The organism is Alkalihalophilus lindianensis, assembly GCF_032843265.1.
GTDB lineage: Bacteria > Bacillota > Bacilli > Bacillales > Bacillaceae_D > Alkalihalophilus > Alkalihalophilus lindianensis.
In genome coordinates this window covers 1-386 of sequence record NZ_JAWJBA010000082.1, presented here as the reverse complement: position 1 = coordinate 386, position 386 = coordinate 1, and the positions used below count along the sequence as shown (strand labels likewise).

Genomic DNA, 386 nt, shown 5'->3' with positions numbered 1-386 from the left:
TTGCCGCCAAAGGTTGAACCGTGTGAGCCGGGATTAAATACTCCAAAAATATCTTTATTTGCTACAACACAGGAAATTGGAAATACCCCGCCTCCTAGTGCCTTTCCAAGGATATAGACATCCGGCTCAATGTCTTCCCACTGGCAAGCAAACATTTTACCAGTACGTGCTAATCCTGCTTGGATCTCATCCGCAATAAACAAGACATTATGTTCCTTACAAAGCTCAAAGGCTGCCTTTAAATATCCTTCGGGCGGAATAACAATCCCTGCTTCCCCCTGAATCGGTTCAACCAGAAATGCGGCAGTATTCGGGGTAATCGCTTGCTTTAAGCTTGCCAAATCACCATATTGAACGAGCTTAATACCTGGAAGCATTGGACCAAA

At 44.6% G+C, this 386-nt stretch carries 1 protein-coding gene; it reads right to left on the bottom strand.

All coding sequences use genetic code 11. The features are described from left to right. Positions 1-386: aminotransferase class III-fold pyridoxal phosphate-dependent enzyme (locus RYX56_RS21385; protein WP_317123991.1), on the bottom strand; the 386-nt coding region annotated here is incomplete at both ends.